Below are 16,205 nucleotides of genomic sequence, written 5' to 3'. Positions count from 1 at the left end.
ATCGCTTAGAAGAGCTGACGCTGCTGCTGACGCCGGCGCCAGCCGTTTAGCCGCTGTTCAAGCGCCAGGGGGCTGTCGATGTGTTGCCGTTTTGCCTGGTTGAACAGGATCAGGGCCAGTTCGGCAGTGACCATGGCGTCGGCACTGGCATGGTGGCGTTCGCTGGCCTCAAGGCCGAAGTAGTAGGTCCAGTCATCAAGCCCGGCTTCACGCAAGGTGGCGTTGGGGTTGAGCTGGGGTGCCAGTTCGGCCACATCGATGAAAGGGTGTTGCAGGCGGTAACCCAAGCTGTCTTTAAGGGCGCGGCTGAGCATGCGCTGATCAAAGGGTGCATGAAAGGCCAGTATCGGGCTTTCGCCAACAAACTCCATCAGGTCAAGCAAGGCTTGCGCGGGGTCGCAACCGGCAGCAATGGCGCTGGGGCCAAGGCCATGGATAAGCACGCTGGGGCTGAGTTTGTGGTCGTGTCGGTGCAGGGTGCGCTCAAACTGTTGGCTGAAGTCGATGGCGCCGTCCTCAATGACTACCGCACCAATTGACAGTACCTGATCACGGTTGACGTTCAACCCACTGGTCTCCAGGTCGAGAACAACCCAGCGTTGTTCGTCTAGCGGGCGCTCGTCGAGGGCGGCAGCGCCAGGCAATTGTGCCAGGCGCTGCGCTTGTTGTTCGTTAAGGTTGGGCTGGCGGGGACGCAGCCAGGCAAACAGACTCATAACTGGTACCGCAGGGTCAGGCTGGCTTGCAGGCGCTGGGCCTGGCGCAGGGATTCACGCAGGATGCGTCGGTCCAGATGGTTCAGGCTGTCCGGGTCGACGCGGTTGGAGTAGGGCAGGTGATGCCGGGTTTGCAACTGGTGTTGCTGCATCCGGGTTTGCTGAATGAAGTGGTAGGCCTCTTCATAGGCCGCACCGTCCAGCGGGTCGATGACGTCCTTGGCAACCAGTTGGCGCAGGCGCTCCAGGGTGTTGTTGGCGCCGATGCCATTGGCCAGCGCGAGCAGGCGTGCGCCGTCGACGAACGGTGTCAGGCCCTGAACCTTAAGGTCGAGTGTTGCGGCCTTGTCGTCGCCCTGGCGCGTCAGGACGAAGTCCCGGAAACGGCCAACCGGTGGGCGCTGACGCAAGGCGTTTTCGGCCATCATGCGTTGGAACAGACGGTTGTCGGCTACCTGCTCAAGAATGCCCTGACGCAGTTGCTCGCAGGCGCTTTCGTCGCCCCAGACCACCCGAAGGTCAAAGTAGATGCTTGAAGCCAGCAGGTTCTCCGGCGTGGCTTCACGAATGAAGGCGGCGAAGCGGCGGGCCCACTCGGCGCGTGAGAGGCACAGCTGTGGATTGCTGGCCATGATGTTGCCTTTGCACAGGGTGAATCCACATTGGGCCAGGCCTTGGTTGATGTGCAGTGCCAGCGGCAACAGCTTGCTGCGGATCTCTTCGGCCTGGGCCGCATCGCGTGCCTCGAAGAGAATGCCGTTGTCCTGGTCGGTATGCAGGGTTTGCTCGCGTCGCCCTTCGCTACCAAAACACAGCCAACTGAACGGCACACCCGGATCGCCTTTGTCCTGAAGCGCCAACTCGATGACGCGGCAGACCGTATGGTCGTTGAGCAAGGTGATGATCTGGGTAATCTGGGTCGAGGATGCGCCGTGGGCCAGCATGCGCTCGACCAGTTGACCGATCTCGCCGCGCATCGATACCAGGTTCTCGATGCGTGGTGCATTGCGGATGGTGCGGGCCAGGTGCACCAGGTCCACCCGTTGCAGGGAGAACAGGTCACGTTCGGACACCACGCCACACAGGCGTTTGTCTTCCACCAGGCAAACATGGGCGATGTGCCGCTCGGTCATTGCAATGGCCGCATCGAAGGCACTGGCCTCGGGGCTGAGGAAGAACGGCGCGTGGGTCATGTGCTGTTCGATCGGCGTGGCGAAGTCGGCGCTGGCGTCGGCCACCACCTGGCGAAGGTCGCGCAGGGTGAAGATGCCAATCGGTGCACGCTGGGGGTCGACGATGACGATGCTGCCAACCTGTTGTTCATGCATCAGCCGTACTGCTTCGCGCAGCGCTGTCTCGGGGCCGCAGACCACCGGGTGACGCATTGCCAGCTCACCCAGGCGGGTGTTCAGCGAGTACTGAGTGCCCAGTGTTTCGACGGCCTTGCGCTGGACTTGCTGGTTGACCTGATCCAGCAGGCTGCTGACCCCACGCAGGGCGAAGTCCCGGAACACGTCAGACAGCGTGAACAGACGAATGAACGCAGCTTTCGGTAACCGCAGGCAGAAGGTGTCCTCGGCGGCCAGATGCTCGGTACGGGTCGCACGCTCACCCAGCAGCGCCGCCAGTGGGAAGCACTCGCCACTGGTGATTTCAAAGGTGGTTTCAGTGCCGCGTTTGGCGGTGTGCGGGCGTTCGCCGACCACACGCCCCTGTTTGACGATGTAGAAATGCTCCACAGGCCCATCGGCGGGCTTGATGATACTTTCGTCGGCAGCATAGAAACGCAACTGGCACTGTTCAACCAGATAGGCCAGATGGGCGTTCTCCATCTGGTTGAACGGAGGGAAACGCTGCAGGAACTGCATGGTTCCCTGAATGTTCTGCATGACTGCCGTCTTGCCGGCTTGGGCGAAGGCGTCCATTTTACTCATGTGTTCGACCACATCTCTGGGCTCGGCGGCGCAGCGCCGAAGATTGTTCTTGTCTGCCTCCATGGTCGGTCGCAGGCCCGGCAGTGCCCATTGGACGTAAGTCTAAAAAACGCGGCATAGGCAGGTTGATTGGCGTCAGGAGCGGGCTGCAGGCCATCCATTAAGTGATGAAAGGCAGGTTGCAAGGCGTCCGAATGCAGTCTGAACTTGTTCCAGTGGGCAATTTTCTACGTGCATGGAGCCGTGATGACCGATCATGAAAGTATCTTGAGTGACGCCGAGCGCGAGGCGCTAAGTGCGGTCATGCAGGCACCGGCAGCCCTGACAGTATTGATTGTCGATGACCCGCGCAATGCCGCTGACCTGCTGGCTGCGCAGCTCTCCAGCCATGGCGTGCAGTGCCTGGTGCTGGATGACGGCCAAGCGGTACTTCAGCGGCTGAAGAAGGATCGGACAATCGGCCTGTTGATCACGGGCCTGCATATGGCCCCGGTCGATGGCCTGGGGTTGATTCGGTTGATTCGGGGGACGGAACGGGCGGCTTTGCCCATCGTGATTACCTCGGACGAGGCTGATGTGCAGGATGCGATCTCGGCAATGCGCCTGGGCGTAGTGGATTTTCTGCTCGGGCCGACCGATATGGAGGCGTTGCTGGCGCTGGTGCGGCGGGAGTTGGGCGTGAATTGAGCGTGAGGCGGCGTGCGTCGCCGCCAGCACCGCCCCCCGGTGGGAGACAGTGCTGGCGATGGCGTTACAGGCCGTTACGCGCCTTGAACTCGCGCCGACGACGGTGCAGGACCGGCTCGGTGTAGCCGTTCGGCTGCTTGGTACCTTCTACCACCAGTTCGACTGCCGCCTGGAAGGCGATGTTGTTGTCGAAGTCTGGTGCCAGTGGGCGGTACAGCGGGTCGTTGGCGTTCTGCCGGTCAACCACGGGGGCCATGCGCTTGAGGCTCTCCATGACCTGGGCTTCGCTGACGATACCGTGACGCAACCAGTTGGCCAGCAGTTGGCTGGAAATCCGCAGGGTGGCGCGGTCTTCCATCAGGCCGACATCGTTGATGTCCGGCACTTTCGAGCAGCCAACGCCTTGGTCGATCCAGCGCACAACATAACCGAGGATGCCCTGGGCGTTGTTGTCCAGCTCGTTACGGATCTCTTCGTCGGACCAGTTGGTATTGGCGGCGAGCGGGATGGTCAGGATGTCGTCGACCGAAGCCGGTGCACGCTTGGCCAGTTCCGCCTGGCGGGCGAAGACGTCGACCTTATGATAATGCAGCGCGTGCAGCGCAGCAGCCGTTGGCGACGGCACCCAGGCAGTGTTGGCACCCGCCATCGGGTGAGCGATCTTCTGCTGGAGCATGTCGGCCATCAGGTCCGGCATGGCCCACATGCCTTTACCGATCTGTGCGCGACCTGACAGGCCAGTGGCCAGACCGATGTCGACGTTGGAGTTCTCGTAAGCGCCGATCCACTTCTCGGTTTTCATGGCGCCTTTGCGCACCATGGCGCCAGCCTCCATGGAGGTGTGGATTTCGTCGCCGGTGCGATCAAGGAAACCGGTGTTGATGAACACTACACGCTCGCTGGCAGCCTGGATGCAGGCCTTCAGGTTGACCGTGGTACGACGCTCCTCGTCCATGATGCCGACTTTCAGCGTATTACGTTTCAAGCCTAGAACGTCTTCGATGCGACCGAACAGTTCATTGGTAAATGCGGCTTCTTCAGGGCCATGCATTTTCGGCTTCACGATATACACAGAGCCAGTGCGGCTGTTCTTGCGGGAGGTGTTGCCGTTGAGGTTGTGCACCGCCGCCAGGTTGGTGATCAGGCCGTCGAGGATGCCCTCTGGTACTTCGTTGCCGTCTTTGTCGAGAATGGCGTCGATGGTCATCAGGTGACCAACGTTACGTACAAACAGCAGCGAACGACCGTGCAGGCTCAACGTGCCACCCTGAGGCGTGCTGTACTCGCGGTCCGGGTTCATGGTGCGGGTGAAGCTCTGGCCACCTTTGCTGACGCTTTCAGACAGGTCGCCTTTCATCAGGCCGAGCCAGTTGCGGTAGATCACCACTTTGTCGTCGGCATCGACCGCAGCGACGGAGTCTTCGCAGTCCATGATGGTGGTCAGGGCGGCTTCGACCAGGATGTCTTTTACACCCGCTGCGTCGGTTTGGCCGACAGGGGTGTTGGCGTCGATCTGGATCTCGAAGTGCAGGCCGTTGTGCTTGAGCAGGATGGAGGTCGGTTTCGCCGCATCGCCCTGGAAGCCAATCAGTTGTGCATCATCGCGCAGGCCACTTTTGCTGCCACCCTTGAGGGCGACTACCAGTTTTCCGTTTTCGATACGGTAGGCGGTGGCGTCGACATGGGAGCCGGCTGCCAGTGGCGCGGACTCATCGAGGAAGGCGCGGGCGAAGGCAATGACCTTGTCGCCACGGACCTTGTTGTAGCCTTTGCCTTTTTCCGCGCCGCCCGCTTCGCTGATGGCGTCGGTGCCATACAGGGCGTCGTACAGCGAGCCCCAGCGGGCGTTGGATGCGTTCAGGGCAAAGCGCGCATTCATGACCGGAACCACCAGTTGTGGGCCGGCCATGCGAGCGATTTCGTCATCGACGTTTTCGGTGGAAATCTGGAAATCTGCCGCTTCTGGCAGCAGGTAGCCGATTTCCTGAAGGAAGGCTTTGTAGGCCGCAGCATCGTGTGCCTGGCCTTTGCGTGCCTGGTGCCAGGCGTCGATCTTCGCCTGCAGGTCGTCACGCTTGGCCAGGAGGGCTTTGTTCTTTGGAGCGAGGTCGTTGATGATCTTTTCCGCACCCACCCAGAACTGTTCGGCGTTGATACCGGTTCCAGGAATGGCTTCGTTGTTCACGAAGTCGAACAGGACTTTGGCGACCTGAAGGCCACCGACTTGAACGTGTTCAGTCATTGCTTGCCTCACTCTGCTCAGCTATTCAGCTCTTCTATTTAAAGCCTGTAGCGCTTCTCTAAACACGGCACCAGAACTTGCCCGGAGGGCGGCTGGGTGCAGCCTGCCAGGCGTGCTGGCGGGCGGTTGCGTATTTTCACAGGCGCCTTGGCAGACATCGAATCAACGTTTTGTAGTCCGCGCTGCGGCATACTACATGATGCGCGGCGGTTGTGAAAATTAGACTAAATACGTCGTTCTGCGACCGTTTGGTCGCATGGGGTCACGCTGGAAGACAACATGTTCTCAAAAAACAGAGAGATTGTTCCAGATAAATCTTAAAACAGTACACGATTTGTCTTTTGGGACGGCTGCGGCAGGTTGCCGCGCCTTGCCTATACTTTCCCGGCGCCTTGGCAATTCGGGCGAATCGAACCGTTAAACGCAGAGGGCTGCCGCGTGAATCATCTCGTATTGACAGTGATTGCCGCCGACAAGGCGGGACAGGTGGAGCGCATCGCAGAATGCATTGCCGAGCATAACGGCAACTGGCTCGAGAGCCGGATGTCGCGGATGGCCGGCCAGTTTGCCGGGATTTTGCGCGTGGCTGTTCCGGCGGAGTCCTATGATGAGTTGGTCGAAGCCTTGCAAGCGCTGGCCAGCCAGGGTATTCGCGTGCTGATCGCCGAAAGCGGCATCGAACCTTCGTGCACCTGGAAGCCTATCGCGATGGAGCTGGTTGGCAACGACCGGCCAGGCATCGTGCGCGATATCACGCGTTTGTTGGCCGAGCTGGGGATCAACGTTGAGCGCTTGAACACGGATGTGCGACCGGCCCCCATGAGCAGCGAGCCGCTGTTTTATGCTGAAGCGTTGTTGGCGCTGCCGCTGACCTTGCCGCTCGAACAGCTACAGAAGCACCTGGAAGAACTGGCAGACGATCTGATGGTAGAGCTCACGTTACGACCGGAAGAGTAGTTATCCCGTTTTACCGGGGATGCCCCTGTGGATAACCTGGGGAGCCTCCTGGCAGCGCCAAGCCGGCTGCGGCCTGTGGAGGTTTGAGCAAAAAATGAGCAGATTCAAGGGCTTGTGCACAAAGCACGGGGATCAGCTTGTGGATAACCTTGGGAGAGGTTGCTGCAGGCCACGTGCTGTGTGGCCTGCAGCGATCTGTATGTTTTTTGATCAGCTATTTTTGCGCAGGCGTAGCCAGCTGTCGACGCTGTACAGCGCCAGGCCGGCCCAAATGAAGATGAACGCTACTAGCGTGCTGCTCGACAGGTGTTCGCCAAACAGCCATACCGCCTGCAGCAGGACCAGCGTCGGCGCCAGGTACTGCAGGAAGCCCAGGGTGGTGTAGGGCAGGTGGCGCGCGGCGGCGTTGAAGCACACCAGCGGCACCAGCGTGACCGGCCCGGCCGCAATCAGCCAGAGGGCTTCGCTGCTGCCGTAGAAGCTGGCCTGTGCGCTGTTGGCGTGCGGGTTGAGCAGCAGCCAGCCGAGTGCCAGCGGTACTAGCATCCAGGTCTCCACCACCAGCCCGGGCAGTGCCGCAACGGGCGCCCTTTTGCGGATCAGGCCGTAGAAACCGAAGCTCAGTGCCAGTACCAGTGAAATCCACGGCAGGCTGCCGACTTGCCATACCTGTTGCGCCACCCCGAATGCTGCCAGGCCTACGGCGAGCCATTGCAGGCGGCGCAGGCGCTCGCCCAGTAGAAGCATACCCAGCAGAACGTTGACCAGCGGATTGATGTAGTAGCCCAGGCTAGCCTCAAGCATGCGGTCGTTGTTCACGGCCCAGACATAGGTCAGCCAGTTGCCGGCGATCAGCGCGCCGCTCAGGGCCAGGGTCGCCAGCCGGCCAGGGTTTTCGCGTAGCTCGCGCCACCAGCCGGGGTGTTTCCAGACCAGCAGCAACAGTGAGCCGAACAAGGCCGACCAGAGCACCCGGTGAACAATGATTTCGACGGCCGGAACGGCTTGCAGGGCTTTGAAATAGAGGGGGAACAGGCCCCAGATGATGTAGGCGGTCAGGCCCAGGATGTACCCGCGGCGCGGGTTGACGGCGTGCATGCAGATTCCTTGCTTAGGCAGCTAACTAAAAGCAGTCGCCATTGTAGACAGACTGCTTCAGGTTTCAGAACAATTTCAGCGGTTCTTCATCCAGTGCGGCCCGTTGTTCACGTAGTGCAAGGATCTGGTCGCCCCAGTAACGCTCCTGACCGAACCAGGGGAAACTACGCGGGAAGGCCGGGTCGTCCCAGCGCCGGGCCAGCCAAGCGCTGTAGTGCAGCTGGCGCAAGGCGCGCAGCGGTTCGATCAGGGCCAGTTCCCTCGGGTCGAAGTCGTGGAACTCGTTGTAGCCGTCCATCAGTTCAGCCAGTTGCCCCAGGCGCTCCTGCCGACTGCCGGCAAGCATCATCCACAGGTCTTGAACCGCCGGGCCCATGCGGCAGTCATCCAGATCGACGATATGGAACACCTCATCCCGGCACATCATGTTGCCGGGGTGGCAGTCGCCATGCAGGCGGATGAGCGTGTGCGGCGTTTGCGCGTAGATGGCCTCGACGCGCATGAGCAGGTCACGTGCGACCGACTCATAGGCGGGCAGCAGGCTTTTGGGGACGAAGTTGCCTTCCAGCAGGGTGGCGAGCGAAGCATGGCCGAAGTTATCCACCGCCAGGGTTTCACGGTGCAGAAACGGACGGGTAGCGCCTACGGCGTGCAAGCGCCCCAGCAGTTGGCCGAGGCGATAGAGTTGGTCCAGATTGCCTGGTTCGGGCGCCCGCCCGCCACGCCGTGGGAACAGGGTGAAGCGAAAACCGGCGTGTTCGAACAGGGTGGCGCCGTTGTGAACCAGTGGCGCGACCACCGGCACGTCGCAATCGGCCAGTTCGGCGGTGAAGGCGTGCTCTTCGAGAATGGCCTCGTTGCTCCAGCGTCCGGGCCGGTAGAACTTGGCGATCAACGGTTCGGCGTCTACGATGCCGACTTGATAGACGCGGTTCTCGTAACTGTTGAGGGCCAATACCCGGGCATCGCTGAGAAAACCGATGCTTTCCACAGCGTCCAGCACCAGGTCGGGGGTGAGGGTATCGAAGGGGTGTGACATACGCGCTCCTGCCGTGCGGCAGGCAGCCGCATCATGCCTGGCATGGTAGCGCAATCCGCCGGATGCGATGCATCTCGTTGGGGTGCGCTACATGCCCCTGCGCGCGCCGAGTTGCAGGGGCTGTGTTGCGGTTCGCCTCAGGCGCCGATGATGCCGCCGTCGTCCCGGCGGATCGCCATGACGGATGAACGCGGCTTGCCGTTGGGCAGGTGCTCGGGGAAGGTCGAGCCGCCACTTTCGCCTGGGTGCTGGATACCTACGAACAGCGTGCGCTGGTCTGGCGCGAAGGCAATACCGGTGACTTCACAGCCCACCGGGCCGACCATGAAGCGCCGGATCTCGCCGGTCGTCGGGTTGGCGCAGAGCATCTGGTTGTTGCCCATGCCGGTAAAATCACCGCTATTGCTGTAGTCGCCATCGGTGAGAATCCACAGCCGTCCGTCGGCATCGAAACCCAGCCCGTCCGGGCTGTTGAACATGTTCTGCGGGGTGATGTTGGCGGAGCCGGCTTTCGCGTCGCCGGGATGAACGCCAGGGTTGCCGGCAATCAGGAACAGGTCCCAGTCGAAGGTCATCGCACCCTGGTCGTCAGCGCTTTCGCGCCAGCGCAGTATCTGCCCGTAGATGTTTTTCTCACGGGGGTTCGGTCCGTTTACGGGTTGGCCTTCTTCGCCGCGTTTGACGTTGTTGGTCAAGGTGCAATAGACCTGACCATCCTTGGGGCTGACCACAATCCATTCCGGGCGGTCCATGCGTGTGGCGCCAAGCAGGCTGGCCGCCAGGCGCGCATGGATCAGCACCTGAGCCTGATTGGCGAAGCCATTGGCGGCGTTCAGGCCGTTCTTGCCGTGGGTCAGCTCCAGCCACTGGCCCTTGCCTTTCGGCTGGTCGGGGTTGCCGTCGCCGTTGTCGAAGCGGGCGACATACAGGGTGCCGTGGTCGAGCAGGTTACGGTTGGCAGTGGGGTTCTTGTGGTCGATGGGGTCGCGGCTGATGAATTTGTAGATGAATTCCCCACGTTCGTCGTCGCCCATGTAGACCACCGCCCGGCCGTCGCGGGTTTCGCCTAGTGCCGCATTTTCATGTTTGAAGCGGCCCAGGGCTGTGCGCTTGACCGGCGTTGAATGTGGGTCGAAGGGGTCAATTTCGACGACCCAGCCATGCCGGTTGAGTTCATTGGGGTTTTTCGCCAGGTCGAAGCGCGGATCGTGCAGGTGCCAGCCGATGTCCTTGCTGGCGACCGAAGCACCGTAGCGTTTCTGGCCCGGATCGAATGCCTGTTGCGGGTTGCTGCTGCCGAAGCAGTCGGTGAAGTTTTCTTCGCAGGTCAGGTAGGTGCCCCATGGCGTCTTGCCGTTGGCGCAGTTCTGGAAGGTGCCCAGTACCTTGCCGCCACTGTTGTCGGCAGCGGTCTTGAGCCAGGCATCGCCGCTGGCCGGGCCGCTCATGCGGATTGGCGTATTGCCGTGAATCCTGCGGTTGTAGGGCGAGCCCTGGACGAACTGCCACTGGCCATTGCTGCGTTGCACCTCAATCACCGACACGCCTTCGGCAGCCTGGGCCTTATGCACATCTTCGGCGGAGGTTGGCTGGCCACCGTGAGGGAACAGGTAGCGGTAGTTGGTGTACTCGTTGTTGATGGCCATCAACGCCCGGTTTTCATCGCCAGGAAAGGGGAACAGGCTCATGCCATCGTTATTGTCGCCAAACTGCAGTTCCTGCGCTTTGGCGCTGCCATTGCCCGAGGCGTCGAACGCCGGGCTGTCGGTGTGCAGCGGCTGGCCCCAACTGATCAGTACCGAGGCGTTGTAGCCGGGCGGCAGGCTGATGCTGTCGGTGGTTGCGGCAGGGATCGTCGGAAAACCCAGCAGGCTGTCGTTGGCGGCCTTGACGCTCTGCGCCAGTGTGCTGCGGCTCATCAGGCCGCCGCCAAGGAACAATGCGGCGCCACACAGGGCGCCGGCACCGATGAAGCGGCGTCGGCTGAGGCCGACCATCTGTTCGAGATCGGTAGGCTGGTTTTCGTCTAAAAGGGTCATGATCGGCTTCCTGCTGTTTTGGCAGTCACCTTAGTCAGCCTGTATGACGGTAATGTGTCGAATTTTAGACTGGGGTTCCCAGCAGTACACAGGCCGGCGGGAACTGAACCTGTAACAGGCTTCCAGGCGTTGCGTGCAACTCATTCAGCCACTCGGCTTCTGCGAGGGCGCAGAGGGTCTGGCCGTTGCTCAGCACCAGGCGCACTTCGCTGGGCCCTCCGGCATCGTCGAGGCGCTCCTCGACGGTCGCCAGCAGGCAGTTGTAGCCAGCTTCAGGCTGGGCATTGGCCGCCAACAACTCCAGCCAGCCAGCCTTGATCAGCGCAACGACAGTGGCCCCAGGGGCCAGCTCCAGGCGCAGCGTGCTGTCATGGGTGATCTGTGCGCTGAGGCTCAGGTTGTCGGCCAGTGCCAGCTCGATCAGGTCATTGCGACCTTGAGCCTCTATTGTGCGTACCTTGCCGTACAGTTGGTTGCGTGCGCTGGTGCGCAGCATCAGCCGACCGAGCAGGTCGAGATCAGCAGCGTCTTCGGTGGCTTCGAGAATTTGCGCCTGCAAGGCTTGCAGGCGTTGATACAGGCGCAGCACCCGAGCGCCTTCCTCGGTGAGTTTCGCGCCGCCACCTCCCCGGCCGCCGACGCTGCGTTCGACCAGTGGCGTGCCAGCCAGATTGTTCAGCTCGTCGATGGCATCCCAGGCGGCCTTGTAGCTGATGCCGGCGCTTTTTGCCGCCCGCGTGATCGAGCCTTGCTCGGCGATGTGCTGCAGCAGGGCGATACGTTGCGGGCGTTTGACGAGGTGCTGGTTGAGCAGGGCGGGCAGGGACATGAATGGCTACGCAGGGTGGCGGTGATCGCTGCGAAAGTGCCCGCCCGCTTGTGCCAAGTCAAGCGCTGCCCGGTTTTGGCGTGCGCGCCAGGCAGTACACATCAACCCGTCGAGCCCCCGCCTTGAGCAGCTGGCTCGCCAAGGCCTGGGCGGTGGCACCGGTGGTCAGTACATCATCGACCAAGGCCAGGTGACGGCCGGCCACGGCCTTCACATCGGTCACTGCGAACGCCTGGCGCAGGTTGCGTTTGCGGGTCCGGGCGTTCAGGCCCTGTTGCGCAGGGGTATCGAGCGTGCGCACCAGCAGGTGTTCATCGCAGGTAATGTCCAGTTGTGTGCCGAGCCACTTGGCCAGCATTCCCGCTTGGTTGTAGCCGCGCTGACGCAACCGGCGTGTGGCCATCGGTACAGGTAACAGAAGCGTTGGCTGCGCCAGGCCTTCGGCGAAACGGTAGGCCAGCCAGTTGCCGAGCAGTTCGGCGAGCAGTCGCCCCAGCGGCCATTGCCGGTGGTATTTGAAGCGGGTGATCAGTGCATCCACTGGAAACCCATAGTGCCAAGGGGCTTCAACCTGCTGGAAAGCCGGGCGGCGGCGATTGCATTGCCCGCAGACCAGTCCTGTCATCGGCAAGGGCAAGGCGCACACCCGGCATCGTTCATCAAGCCAGGGCAGCTCAGCCTCGCAGGCGACGCAGATGGGGATGGGGGCGTGGGCAGGTTCATCGCATAACAAACAGTTGTGGTTATTATTTAACCACTTGTAAACCAGCTGTTTAAGCTTCGGTTGACAGTGCATGGGGCTTCCTTAATCATGCAAACACTCCGTGATGCGCTGGCGGGCTTTCCTGTCCCGGCGCCAGTCAAGCCTAAACAAGGAATCGCCCATGAGCGCCAGCACAACTGCAACTCTTCGTCACGACTGGACCCTGGCTGAGGTTAAAGCCCTGTTCCAGCAGCCGTTCAATGACTTGCTGTTCCAGGCGCAGACCGTACACCGCGCGCACTTCAACGCTAACCGTGTTCAGGTCTCGACCCTGCTGTCGATCAAGACCGGTGCTTGCCCGGAAGATTGCAAATATTGTCCACAGTCCGGTCACTACAACACCGGCCTGGACAAGCAGAAGCTGATGGAAGTGCAGAAGGTGCTGGAGGAAGCCGCGCGGGCCAAGGCTATCGGCTCTACCCGGTTCTGCATGGGCGCCGCCTGGAAACACCCGTCGGCCAAGGACATGCCGTATGTGCTGGAGATGGTCAAAGGGGTCAAGGCCATGGGCCTGGAAACCTGCATGACCCTGGGCAAGCTCGACCGTGAGCAGACCCAGGCCCTGGCCGAAGCCGGGCTGGACTACTACAACCACAACCTCGATACCTCGCCGGAGTTCTACGGCAACATCATCACTACCCGTACCTATGGCGAGCGCCTGGAAACCCTGGCATATGTGCGCGATGCGGGGATGAAGATCTGTTCGGGCGGCATCCTCGGCATGGGCGAGTCGCTGGACGACCGCGCCGGCCTGCTGATTCAACTGGCCAACCTGCCAGAGCACCCGGAGTCGGTACCGATCAACATGCTGGTGAAGGTCGCCGGTACGCCGCTGGAGAATGCCGAGGCTGTCGATCCGTTCGACTTTATCCGCATGCTCGCCGTTGCCCGCATCCTGATGCCCAAGTCCCATGTTCGTCTGTCGGCTGGCCGTGAAGCCATGAACGAAGAAATGCAGGCACTGGCCTTCTTCGCCGGCGCCAACTCGATTTTCTACGGCGAGAAGCTGCTGACCACTGCCAACCCGCAGGCCGACAAGGACATGCAACTGTTTGCACGCCTTGGTATCCAGCCCGAGGCCCGCGAGGAGCATGCCGATGAAGTTCATCAGGCGGCTATCGAGCAGGCCCTGATCGAGCAGAAGAGCAGCGAGTTGTTCTACAACGCCGCCTCGGTTTGAGGTGCGGATGAGCTTCGATCTTCGTGCGCGCCTGGAAGAACGGCGCGCCGCGTCCCTGTACCGGCAGCGACCGTTGCTGGAGAGCCCGCAAGGCCCCAGCGTGGTGGTCGACGGTCAACCGCTGTTGGCCTTTTGCAGCAACGACTATCTGGGCCTGGCCAATCACCCCGATGTGATTGCTGCCTGGCGTGACGGTGCCGAGCGCTGGGGTGTCGGTGGCGGTGCTTCGCACCTGGTGATCGGTCATAGCGGCCCGCATCACGCGCTGGAAGAGGCCTTGGCCGAGTTCACCGGGCGCCCGAGGGCGTTGCTCTTCACCACCGGCTACATGGCCAATCTGGGCGCTGTGACGGCATTGGTCGGGCAGGGTGATACGGTGCTGCAGGACCGCCTCAACCACGCATCGTTGCTTGATGCCGGGCTGCTCAGTGGTGCGCGTTTCAATCGCTACCTGCATAACGACCCCCTGAGCCTGACCAGCCGTCTTGAGAAAGCCCAGGGCGACACCCTGGTGGTCACTGACGGGGTGTTCAGCATGGACGGCGATGTGGCTGACCTGCCCGCGCTGGCCAAGGCGGCGAAAGCGCGCGGTGCCTGGTTGATGGTCGACGATGCACATGGTTTCGGTACCCTGGGGCGTCAGGGCGGTGGCGTTGTCGAGCATTTTGGCCTGGGCCTGGATGATGTCCCGGTGCTGGTCGGTACCCTCGGCAAGGCCTTCGGCACCGGGGGAGCATTTGTTGCGGGCAGTGAAGAGCTGATCGAGTGCCTGATCCAGTTCGCCCGCCCTTATATCTACACCACCAGTCAGCCTCCGGCGCTGGCCTGCGCCACCTTGAAAAGCCTGGAACTGCTGCGTACTGAAACGTGGCGTCGAGAGCACCTGGCGGCATTGATCCAACAATTCCGCAGTGGCGCCGAGCAGATCGGCTTGACGCTGATGGACAGCTTTACCCCGATCCAGCCGATCGTGATAGGCGACAGTGCTCGGGCGGTTCGGTTGTCGCAGTTGTTGCGTGAGCGCGGCCTGCTGGTCACTGCCATTCGACCACCGACGGTCCCTGCAGGCGGTGCGCGGTTGCGCGTTACCCTGACAGCGGCCCACAGTCAGGCACAGGTGCAGCTATTGTTGAATGCATTGGCCGAGTGTTATCCGTTGTTGGAGCCTGTCGATGCGTGACCGTCTGATACTGCTGCCAGGCTGGGGCCTGGGAACCGCGGCGCTGGAGCCGTTGGCTGCGGCTCTGCGCGCGTTGGACCCGGCGCTCAAGGTTGAGGTGCATGCGTTACCGCAACTCGACACCAGTGATCCGCACGCGTGGCTTTCGGCCCTGGACCGTAGCCTGCCACGTAACACCTGGCTGGGTGGCTGGTCGCTGGGTGGAATGCTGGCGGCTGAACTGGCCGCTCGTCGTGGTGATGAGTGCTGCGGCGTACTGACCCTGGCCAGCAACCTCAGTTTTGTCGCTCGCCCGGATTGGCCGCACGGGATGGCGCCCGCCACCTTTGAGACGTTTCTCGACGGCTGCCGCCATCACCCTCAGGTGACCCTTAAACGCTTTGTCTCGCTGTGCAGCCAGGGTGCAGAGGAACCACGCACGCTGGCGCGGCTGTTGACGGCCGGTATGCCGCAGACGCGTGAGGAGTTTCTGGTGACTGGCCTGGAACTGCTGGCGCAGTTGGACACCCGTACAGCATTGCAGTCGTTTGGCGGGCCGCAGTTGCACCTGTTTGCCGGGAGCGATGCACTGGTGCCGGCTGAAGCTGCGCGCGAGCTGCTGAATGTGTTACCCGACGTTGAAGTCGGTTTGATCGAAGACAGCGCGCACGGCTTCCTGGTGGAGACACCCCACGAGTTGGCCTGTGCGATAAAGGCTTTTCTGCACGAGAGCGGTGATGACTGATCTATCCCGGCCGGCCTTGCCCGGTGCCTTGCCTGACAAACGCCAGGTAGCCGCGTCGTTTTCCCGCGCCGCAGTCAGTTATGACAGCGTTGCGCAGTTGCAGCGCGATGTGGGGAGCGCCTTGCTGGAACAGTTGCCTGCGTCGTTACAGCCTTCGAACTGGCTCGACCTGGGCAGTGGCACGGGTTACTTCAGCCGGATGCTGGAACAGCGTTATCCGCAACGTGTCGGCCTGGCGGTAGACATTGCCGAAGGCATGCTTCGTCATGCCCGCGAACAGGGCGGTGCGCACTACCATGTTGCTGGCGATGCCGAGCGTTTGCCGCTGCGCGAGGCCAGCGTCGGGCTGATCTTCTCCAGCCTGGCGGTGCAGTGGTGTGGTGACTTTGCAGGCGTGCTCAGTGAGGCCCGACGGGTGTTGCAGCCGGGCGGTGTGCTGGCGTTTGCCAGCCTGTGTGTCGGTACGCTCCAGGAGCTGCGCGACAGTTGGCAGGCGGTGGACGGGCTGGTTCACGTCAACCGCTTTCGGCCATTTGAGGACTATCAGCGCCTGTGCCTGGCCAGTGGCATGCCGGTGCTGGCGTTGGAGCGCCGTCCGCATGTTCTGCACTACCCGGATGTGCGCAGCCTGACCCATGAGCTCAAGGCCTTGGGCGCACACAATCTCAACCCGGGCCGGCCCACCGGCTTGACAGGGCGCGCGCGCATGCAGGGCTTGCTGCAGGCATACGAGCGGTTCCGTCAGCCCCAAGGCCTGCCGGCGACCTATCAGGTGGTCTACGGGGTGCTGCAAAAGCCTCTGGAAAGTGGAGTGTGA

Annotated in this window: 14 protein-coding genes; 6 read left to right on the top strand and 8 right to left on the bottom strand. The window is 61.9% G+C overall.

Annotation, left to right across the window (positions count from 1 at the left end; all coding sequences use genetic code 11):
* Positions 1–5: 5 nt before the first annotated feature.
* Positions 6–716: a PolC-type DNA polymerase III gene (locus CS390_RS22585; protein WP_099776032.1), complete on the bottom strand. Its 711-nt coding sequence runs from the start codon at positions 714–716 to the stop codon at positions 6–8.
* Complete coding sequence (locus CS390_RS22580) at positions 713–2,650, bottom strand: DUF294 nucleotidyltransferase-like domain-containing protein (RefSeq protein WP_065760770.1); 1,938 nt, start codon at positions 2,648–2,650, stop codon at positions 713–715. The genes CS390_RS22585 and CS390_RS22580 overlap by 4 nt, the downstream gene beginning before the upstream one ends.
* 246 nt (positions 2,651–2,896) lie before the next feature.
* Here CS390_RS22580 and CS390_RS22575 point away from each other — a divergent pair, with 246 nt between their 5' ends.
* Positions 2,897–3,337 carry a response regulator gene (locus CS390_RS22575; protein ID WP_099776030.1) on the top strand — a complete coding sequence of 147 codons (441 nt, stop codon included), beginning with the start codon at positions 2,897–2,899 and terminating at the stop codon, positions 3,335–3,337.
* A gap of 64 nt (positions 3,338–3,401) precedes the next feature.
* On the opposite strand, the gene CS390_RS22570 is transcribed toward CS390_RS22575, so the two are convergent.
* Complete coding sequence (locus CS390_RS22570; RefSeq protein ID WP_099776028.1) at positions 3,402–5,579, bottom strand: malate synthase G; 2,178 nt, start codon at positions 5,577–5,579, stop codon at positions 3,402–3,404.
* A 438-nt stretch (positions 5,580–6,017) separates the two neighbouring features.
* Between CS390_RS22570 and CS390_RS22565 the strand changes: the two genes are divergently transcribed.
* Complete coding sequence (locus tag CS390_RS22565) at positions 6,018–6,536, top strand: glycine cleavage system protein R (RefSeq protein ID WP_065760752.1); 519 nt, start codon at positions 6,018–6,020, stop codon at positions 6,534–6,536.
* A 210-nt stretch (positions 6,537–6,746) separates the two neighbouring features.
* Here CS390_RS22565 and rarD read toward each other — a convergent pair whose 3' ends face one another.
* From rarD to CS390_RS22540, 5 genes are all read right to left on the bottom strand, one after another.
* On the bottom strand, positions 6,747–7,634 hold the full coding sequence (gene rarD / locus CS390_RS22560; protein ID WP_065761519.1) for an EamA family transporter RarD: 888 nt from the start codon (positions 7,632–7,634) through the stop codon (positions 6,747–6,749).
* Positions 7,635–7,698: 64 nt separating this feature from the next.
* Positions 7,699–8,673 carry a serine/threonine protein kinase gene (locus CS390_RS22555; RefSeq protein WP_099776026.1) on the bottom strand — a complete coding sequence of 325 codons (975 nt, stop codon included), beginning with the start codon at positions 8,671–8,673 and terminating at the stop codon, positions 7,699–7,701.
* A gap of 137 nt (positions 8,674–8,810) precedes the next feature.
* Positions 8,811–10,712: a PhoX family phosphatase gene (locus tag CS390_RS22550; protein WP_099776024.1), complete on the bottom strand. Its 1,902-nt coding sequence runs from the start codon at positions 10,710–10,712 to the stop codon at positions 8,811–8,813.
* A 64-nt stretch (positions 10,713–10,776) separates the two neighbouring features.
* The gene (locus tag CS390_RS22545; RefSeq protein ID WP_065761522.1) at positions 10,777–11,541 is read right to left on the bottom strand and encodes a TOBE domain-containing protein; all 765 of its coding nucleotides are present in this window, start codon (positions 11,539–11,541) and stop codon (positions 10,777–10,779) included.
* A 58-nt stretch (positions 11,542–11,599) separates the two neighbouring features.
* Positions 11,600–12,337 carry a ComF family protein gene (locus tag CS390_RS22540; RefSeq protein WP_065761523.1) on the bottom strand — a complete coding sequence of 246 codons (738 nt, stop codon included), beginning with the start codon at positions 12,335–12,337 and terminating at the stop codon, positions 11,600–11,602.
* Positions 12,338–12,425: 88 nt separating this feature from the next.
* Here CS390_RS22540 and bioB point away from each other — a divergent pair, with 88 nt between their 5' ends.
* The 4 genes from bioB to bioC are packed head-to-tail and all read left to right on the top strand — an operon-like array spanning position 12,426 to position 16,205.
* Complete coding sequence (gene bioB / locus CS390_RS22535) at positions 12,426–13,484, top strand: biotin synthase BioB (protein WP_065761524.1); 1,059 nt, start codon at positions 12,426–12,428, stop codon at positions 13,482–13,484.
* 7 nt (positions 13,485–13,491) lie between these two features.
* Positions 13,492–14,664 carry an 8-amino-7-oxononanoate synthase gene (gene bioF / locus CS390_RS22530; protein WP_099776022.1) on the top strand — a complete coding sequence of 391 codons (1,173 nt, stop codon included), beginning with the start codon at positions 13,492–13,494 and terminating at the stop codon, positions 14,662–14,664.
* A complete protein-coding gene (locus tag CS390_RS22525; protein ID WP_099776020.1) occupies positions 14,657–15,388 on the top strand; it encodes an alpha/beta fold hydrolase in 732 nt (243 codons plus the stop codon). Before bioF ends, CS390_RS22525 begins: the two co-directional genes overlap by 8 nt.
* A complete protein-coding gene (bioC, locus tag CS390_RS22520) occupies positions 15,381–16,205 on the top strand; it encodes a malonyl-ACP O-methyltransferase BioC (RefSeq protein ID WP_065761527.1) in 825 nt (274 codons plus the stop codon). Before CS390_RS22525 ends, bioC begins: the two co-directional genes overlap by 8 nt.

It is taken from the genome of Pseudomonas sp. HLS-6 (assembly GCF_002753995.1).
Lineage (GTDB): Bacteria > Pseudomonadota > Gammaproteobacteria > Pseudomonadales > Pseudomonadaceae > Aquipseudomonas > Aquipseudomonas defluvii.
This window is presented reverse-complemented; position numbering and strand designations above follow the sequence as displayed.

Coding starts and splice junctions, on each gene's coding strand:
- CS390_RS22585 (WP_099776032.1), bottom strand. CDS start 716: ATGAGTCTGTTTGCCTGGCTGCGTCCCCGCCAGCCCAACCTTAACGAA.
- CS390_RS22580 (WP_065760770.1), bottom strand. CDS start 2,650: ATGAGTAAAATGGACGCCTTCGCCCAAGCCGGCAAGACGGCAGTCATG.
- CS390_RS22575 (WP_099776030.1), top strand. CDS start 2,897: ATGACCGATCATGAAAGTATCTTGAGTGACGCCGAGCGCGAGGCGCTA.
- CS390_RS22570 (WP_099776028.1), bottom strand. CDS start 5,579: ATGACTGAACACGTTCAAGTCGGTGGCCTTCAGGTCGCCAAAGTCCTG.
- rarD (WP_065761519.1), bottom strand. CDS start 7,634: ATGCACGCCGTCAACCCGCGCCGCGGGTACATCCTGGGCCTGACCGCC.
- CS390_RS22555 (WP_099776026.1), bottom strand. CDS start 8,673: ATGTCACACCCCTTCGATACCCTCACCCCCGACCTGGTGCTGGACGCT.
- CS390_RS22550 (WP_099776024.1), bottom strand. CDS start 10,712: ATGACCCTTTTAGACGAAAACCAGCCTACCGATCTCGAACAGATGGTC.
- CS390_RS22545 (WP_065761522.1), bottom strand. CDS start 11,541: ATGTCCCTGCCCGCCCTGCTCAACCAGCACCTCGTCAAACGCCCGCAA.
- CS390_RS22540 (WP_065761523.1), bottom strand. CDS start 12,337: ATGCACTGTCAACCGAAGCTTAAACAGCTGGTTTACAAGTGGTTAAAT.
- bioB (WP_065761524.1), top strand. CDS start 12,426: ATGAGCGCCAGCACAACTGCAACTCTTCGTCACGACTGGACCCTGGCT.
- bioF (WP_099776022.1), top strand. CDS start 13,492: ATGAGCTTCGATCTTCGTGCGCGCCTGGAAGAACGGCGCGCCGCGTCC.
- CS390_RS22525 (WP_099776020.1), top strand. CDS start 14,657: ATGCGTGACCGTCTGATACTGCTGCCAGGCTGGGGCCTGGGAACCGCG.
- bioC (WP_065761527.1), top strand. CDS start 15,381: ATGACTGATCTATCCCGGCCGGCCTTGCCCGGTGCCTTGCCTGACAAA.